The sequence below is a fragment of the Moorena sp. SIO4G3 genome (assembly GCF_010692305.1).
GTDB classification, from domain to species: domain Bacteria; phylum Cyanobacteriota; class Cyanobacteriia; order Cyanobacteriales; family Coleofasciculaceae; genus Moorena; species Moorena producens_A.
In genome coordinates, this window is the sequence record NZ_JAAHIG010000474.1 from 1 (window position 1) to 6083 (window position 6083).

Here is a 6083-nt window from a genome sequence, read left to right on the forward strand (position 1 = left end):
GAGTAGGGAGTAGGGAGTAGGGAGTAGGGAGTAGGGAGTAGGGAGTAGGGAGTAGGGAGTAGGGAGTAGGGAGTAGGGAGTAGGGAATTTTTGTGTACTTAATAGCTATTAAAAAGGCGTTGCTGAATCAAGGAATGAATGCGCGATCATCTGGTTTTGGTCAAGCCCCCTAAATCCCCCAAATTTGGGTTAATTTGAAAGTCTTGTTCCCCCAAAATTTGGGGGGCTAGGGGGGCTTGACCATACCCATAATCAGCAACACTTAAGTTGATTTTTTTTACAAAAAAAGCGTTCGTATAACTTTAGCGAACGTTTTTTTATTACCCCTAAAACTTCCCCAAAAAAAATCTTCAAAACCCTTGACAATTATATTTATAATCATTATGATTATAAATATAACGACGAATTCAATCTTTGATTTATGTCAAAAAACCCAAACCTAAAGAAACAACCTGTTGAGCACACTCTAAAAGGCTCTCGTCAAGCAGTAATGCATAGTATGCACATGCTTTATACACTTGGCTATGCCGAGATTTGCGAGTGGAGCCCTCTGGAGCCAACTGAGGTTCCAGACGAAGTGATTACGACAATGATGAAGTATTGGCTGTTGCCATAACACTTTGTCTTGATGCAGTCGCTCATGGGGGAAACCACGGCAGTCGCTCATGGGGGAGACCCCCAAGACCGCGCTGCCTCCCCAAGACCGCGCTGCATCGCTAAATTTCTGGGGGGTTTTCCCCCCAGGCAAAAGCTCCGGTCTGGTCGCGTAGCGTGACCTTTGGCCAATCAAATAAGATCACATCAGGTTAGGTTTGGGATCTGACTGACATCAAAATTTAAATCCACTTACGGTGGCATTGAAAAAGCCGTGGACATTATGTCTACGGCTTTTTTTTTGACTATATCTGGGTTTATAATGTGAGTTTATTAAGACTTAAACTTTTTTAAGTTAATGCTGATTATTTTGATACTTATAGCATTTCTATTTGACTTGTGAACATACTCCCTTATGGAAAGAAAATAAGTGTGTTTACAACCTAGATCAAAACCCTATATCATCTCTTAAAATCCAAATAAAATCAGTGGTCTAATATCAAAGCCTCTAGGACACCTTTTTCAACCATATCCAGGTTGAGAATGTAATCAATTTTATCAAAGGTATCGCGAAGAGGTCTTTTAGCTGTTCGCCAACCAAAACCATCGGTAATCCAGATAAATTCGTGACCATCTTGTTTCCACTGTAAGAATATCTCGCTGTACTCACCAGCTGTCGATTTTAGTTTAGAGCCACCACCTCTATAAAAGTTTGTTTCTATTAAAACGAGTTTATTAGGAGTATTAATTGCAAAATCAATCGTTTTGGACGCTTTTTTGATGGTAAGATGTTTGCCAAATTCTGATCTGATGCCATCTGACTTAGCCTGCGGGATGTACTGAAAGCCATGACGAGTACAGATAGAATTGACAAAGTACTCGACGATGTCTTCCATGGCTTTACCGGCTCGGTTTTTGCGAGCATTTGTATCTAGACCGACCTCGACACCGACAAAGTAATCTGTGAGGGACTTGATACGTCTTGAGGTGATTTGCTCTAGGAAACCTAACTCCTTTAGGAAAAGAATAGCTTGATCAATATCTTCGTCTGTTATATTTTCTTCCTTATTGAAACTGAAATCATCATAGTTAAATTCTCCTGATTGATAGTCGGTTAAAATATGAAACTTTTGAGGACGACAAGCTAGTAATGCTGGAATGATAGAGATTAGCTTTGGATGTTCTCTGAATAACACTCTTGCTTCTTCTTCAACATTATCTTTGCCCACAAGATAGTTCAAAAGATTGAGATTAATCTCAATATCTCTAACCTTTTCGCTAACCTTATTCCAATTTACGAAATAATCCCATTTCACAATAGAGGGTTTCAGGGTTGCCATCACATACTCGAATACGCTGTCAGGGTCATTACAGCCAAGATTTTCCCTAAATACAGAATGAAATTTCATCGAATTTGTCCTGTGTACTATATCCTTTGTCCTTTTTAAATAAAAAGAACCAATGGTAAAATAATTCCCCGTCTCCCCCCTCTACCTTCTTATAGTTACTCCTATATAGCGTTTCTAGGATTTATGAGGTACGCTTCTCAACCTCAAAGTCCCCCTTGATAAGGGGGATTTAGGGGGATCGCTTTGTACCTCATGGCATAGAGAATTGCTATAGTTACATGATTGTAATTCTACTTTTTCAGATTGGTTTGAAGGTTATTTTAATAGTTAGTAACCAGAATTTCTCTAATGTTTCCTCGGCTACTTCCTTTTGAATTTATTCTACGGGATGCCAATATTCGCTCAATAGTAAACCCTTGATATAACTCATCAAAAAACAAATCATTAACATAGTTTGTGGGATCAGAATTGCTGAGCATTTGATGGGCTCCTGCCTGATCAGCTTTGATAAACGCATCCCGTAAACGACGCTGCTCATTATCATCAAATTCTAGGGAATGATAGGAATTGAAATTGGAGGTTTTGCTGATAGGACGATAGGGAGGATCATAGTAAATAAAGGTGCTATGATCAGCATATTCCAGAACTTGACTAAAGTCCCTTTGTTCTATTTCAGCAATTTGGAATAGCTTGGAGACAGCTCGCAGATTATTGGCATTCAGAATTTTAGGATTTTTGTATCGTCCCACTGGCACATTAAATTCTCCTTTGCTATTGACCCGATACAGACCGTTAAAGCAGGTTTTATTCAGAAAAACTGTTATGGCAGCCCGCTTGCTCCAATCTTGATCGTAATCGTTAGCATCGATTTGTTTATTAAAGGTGTTATATTGGTTCCGATATTCGTAGTATAATGCTTTCCGACGTTGATCATCTTTAGGCAGGTATGTATTACTAAGCTTTAACAGTTCTTTGATCAGGGATTCAACATCCTGTTGGATAACCTTATAAAGGATAATCAGCTCAGGATTGGTATCAAATAGATATGCTTTCTGAATATCAAAACTGTTGACAATATCGAAAAAAACTGCACCTCCTCCCACGAAGGGTTCGATATAAGTCGTCAGAGTTCCCTTACTTAACTTTGGTGAGTATCTCTCTCGAAGTTGTGGCAGAAGCTGAGTCTATTAGAGTCGAACTAGGGGTTCCCCCCTAGAACTCTCCTCCAGAACCGGACATGACTGTTCCCAATCATCCGGCTCCTCCTGGCAACATTGTTATTGCTCTCCAAAGTGGGGATATATTGTTCTCTGTTCCCGAGTTTTGGTATGGTGACAGTGAGCATGGACTAGCTGTTTGTTGTCTAGCTTATTACTACCGCCTGCTCTTTGGGGGATGATGTGGTCTACTTCAAAAATATCATCGGCCTTAAACCTTTGATTGCACAGACCGCATCTTCCCTTCTGCTTTTTCAGCAGTTTATTTACTGTGGGTTTTACCCCATGGTATTTGGCAAGCCTTTCAGCCCAATATAGCCAGTCTCCGTCATATATGGATTTGTGACCTATTAGTCTAACTACCCTTTTTATTTTGGTGTCTTTATGTTTCACCAAGGTAGCTGTTCCATCAGGGGTTTTGAATGTCCATCCTTCCCCTTTGTCTATCCACCAATAGTTGGACATGGCTTCTTTGGCTCCAATGTTTGGAGACCTATATTTAGCCCATCTTTCTAGTTTGTGGAATAGCTTATAGTCAATTTGTCCAAATATTCTGGAGCTAACCACTGAGTTGTATTGGTTTGCCCATCCAGTTATTTTAGCGTTTAGGTCTCCTATTAATGTGGCTTGGTCAGAGTTTCTGTGCTTTCTGATAGTTATTTTCAGGTCATCCATATGCCTATTTATGGATTCCTTACTGGGTTTGATTAGTGTTTTATACCCTAATTTCTTACCCGTCCTATCCTTCCGGCTATTAACCTCATTGACCTCATATTGTCGGATGTTGAACCCAAGGTAGTCAAAACCTGTCAAAGTCCCTTCCTTTCCTAGGGTGTGTGCTATTGAGGTTTTAGATTCCTTTAGGTTCAGTCCAATTTCTTTTAGCCATTCTTGAATTGCCTCTTTGGCTTCCAGTACAACCTCTTTACTTTGGTGCAGGATAATGAAATCATCTGCATATCTGTGGACTATGGGAGTTCTTAGAGTTCTCCCACTGGGTAGGTTGTACTTTTTTCCTAACGCTTTAGTGATATACCTTAGGGGAAATTCCTCTTTCATTAATTGGGTCATACCGTGCAATGCGATATTTGCCAATAATGGCGAGATTACTCCTCCTTGAGGTGTACCTGCTGGTGTGTTGATGAACCCATCTTTTCCAACGGCTCCTGCTTTCAACCAAGCCTTTAACTGTCTTCGCATTTGTGGATATGTATCCACTTTGTCCAACAGTTTTTGATGGTCTATACGGTCAAAGCACTTTTGTATATCAGCATCTAGGACGTAATAATCCTGTTTGTTGATGTCTGAGTATATGGCCGCTATTGCCTCCTTTGTGCTTCTCCCAGGTCTGAATCCGTAAGAATTTGTCTCAAATTTGGCTTCCCACTCTGGTTCTAGAGCTATTTTGGCTAATGCCTGTTTCGCTCTGTCTTCCATATTTGGGATTCCTAGAGGTCTTTTTTCCTTCTTTCCGGGTTTAGGAATCATTATCCTTCTTACAGGATTGGCCTTACCGTCCAACTCTAGGTATCTGGCCAGCGCTAACCTTTGAGATGGGTCAAGACTCTTCTTCCCATCAATTCCGGCGGTTCTTTTACCTCTGTTATCTTGAGTTACTTTCCTTATGGCTAGCAGTTTCGCTGATTTTGATTTGGCAAGTAGTTTTTGTAGCTTTCTAACTTTGGCTTTGTCCCCATTTTGGGAGGCTTTGTAGATACGCTTTTGCAGCTTGAACACTGCTCTCTCAATGGTTTTCCAGTTGAGAGAGTTCCAGTTATTCGATTCCACCATCACGGGTTCGTGTGTATTGGACATAACTGCTACTCGTGTTCTACTCTTGTTGTCTCAGGGATATCCGTCAGCATATCCCTGGGCTTTCCCCAGGGCATTGGCTTCTGATATCGTCTCGTCAAGATAACCCTTGCGGTTGAATACCTACCTTTTTTACAGGAGCAATTATCTTGATTACCTCGTTCCGTGTGTCCATTGTCTGACCGGGTTGGATACTGGCTATACACCGAGAGACTGTCTATTAGACGGGGGATGTCTGAACCAGCGCGGAAAGACTTGTTCACCCATGGTCTCTAATTCGATACGGGACATGAGTCATCTTGTCCTGAATCTTGGGCTGACGATGCGTCAATCACCAGTTCGTTGTCTTATCCTTTCGGTCTCCCTTGCGGTTTGGCTCATGGATGACTTAGAATTGACACCGCTTTTATTCCTTGCACTCGACCCGTTGATATTCAGTCTCGGAGCCTAGGAATATGGAGTAACCTGACATCTAGGTTGTAGGATTTGAACCTACATGTAACACACAGTTAAATAGCTATTGCTATTCGAGCTATCCCCCCACTGGCGTGGGTTTTAGCTCAACGAGTCGCACTTCCACCTGCCCATTTTAGCACAGGAGATGCTAATTCTATTTCTTTTTTTATTGGGTGCTGTATTAGGGTAAATGGTTCAGATTCTGTTAAAATAGCCACGTTTATAATCATTGAAATTGCATACAATCAATATTGTATAGCATTTTTATTTGAGATGTAAACCTAGGATTAATATAACAAGTAAATAGGGAACAGGGAATAGGGAAAAGGGAACAGTATTCAAAATATCCCATTTTTTTTTATTTTATGCTAAATAAGCATTGGGTTTTATAATATATAAAGGCTATATATCCCTTGTATATTATTATTTCTTGCACCATAACAGATAAAACATCTATATAAAATACTGTCTAAAAAACAAAAAAATATTTAAAATAATTGATTATTGATAGTTAAAAATATCTTACTTTATATCAAATCCGGATAATTTTCCATACTTACAATATCCAGACAAAATCTTTCTCCCCCTACTCCCTACTCCCTACTCCCTACTCCCTACTCCCTATTCCCTATTCCCTACTCCCTACTCCCTCACC

Annotated in this window: 5 protein-coding genes; 2 read left to right on the forward strand and 3 right to left on the reverse strand. The window is 40.2% G+C overall.

The annotated features are described in order from the left end of the window. Nucleotides 1-421: 421 nt before the first annotated feature. Nucleotides 422-616: a hypothetical protein gene (locus F6J99_RS40360; protein ID WP_293121844.1), complete on the forward strand. Its 195-nt coding sequence runs from the start codon at nt 422-424 to the stop codon at nt 614-616. A gap of 24 nt (nt 617-640) precedes the next feature. Next, nucleotides 641-775, forward strand: a complete 135-nt coding sequence (locus F6J99_RS40365; protein WP_293121847.1) for a hypothetical protein — start codon at nt 641-643, stop codon at nt 773-775. Nucleotides 776-1079: 304 nt separating this feature from the next. Here F6J99_RS40365 and F6J99_RS40370 read toward each other — a convergent pair whose 3' ends face one another. The 3 genes from F6J99_RS40370 to ltrA all read right to left on the reverse strand — a co-directional run bounded on the left by F6J99_RS40370 (nt 1080) and on the right by ltrA (nt 4975). Next, nucleotides 1080-2003, reverse strand: coding sequence for a type II restriction endonuclease (locus F6J99_RS40370; protein WP_293121849.1), 924 nt, complete (start codon nt 2001-2003; stop codon nt 1080-1082). Nucleotides 2004-2263: 260 nt separating this feature from the next. Then, complete coding sequence (locus F6J99_RS40375) at nt 2264-3118, reverse strand: Dam family site-specific DNA-(adenine-N6)-methyltransferase (RefSeq protein WP_293121853.1); 855 nt, start codon at nt 3116-3118, stop codon at nt 2264-2266. Nucleotides 3119-3220: 102 nt separating this feature from the next. Next, nucleotides 3221-4975, reverse strand: a complete 1755-nt coding sequence (gene ltrA / locus F6J99_RS40380; RefSeq protein WP_293121851.1) for a group II intron reverse transcriptase/maturase — start codon at nt 4973-4975, stop codon at nt 3221-3223. Between the last annotated feature and the right edge of the window lie 1108 nt (nt 4976-6083).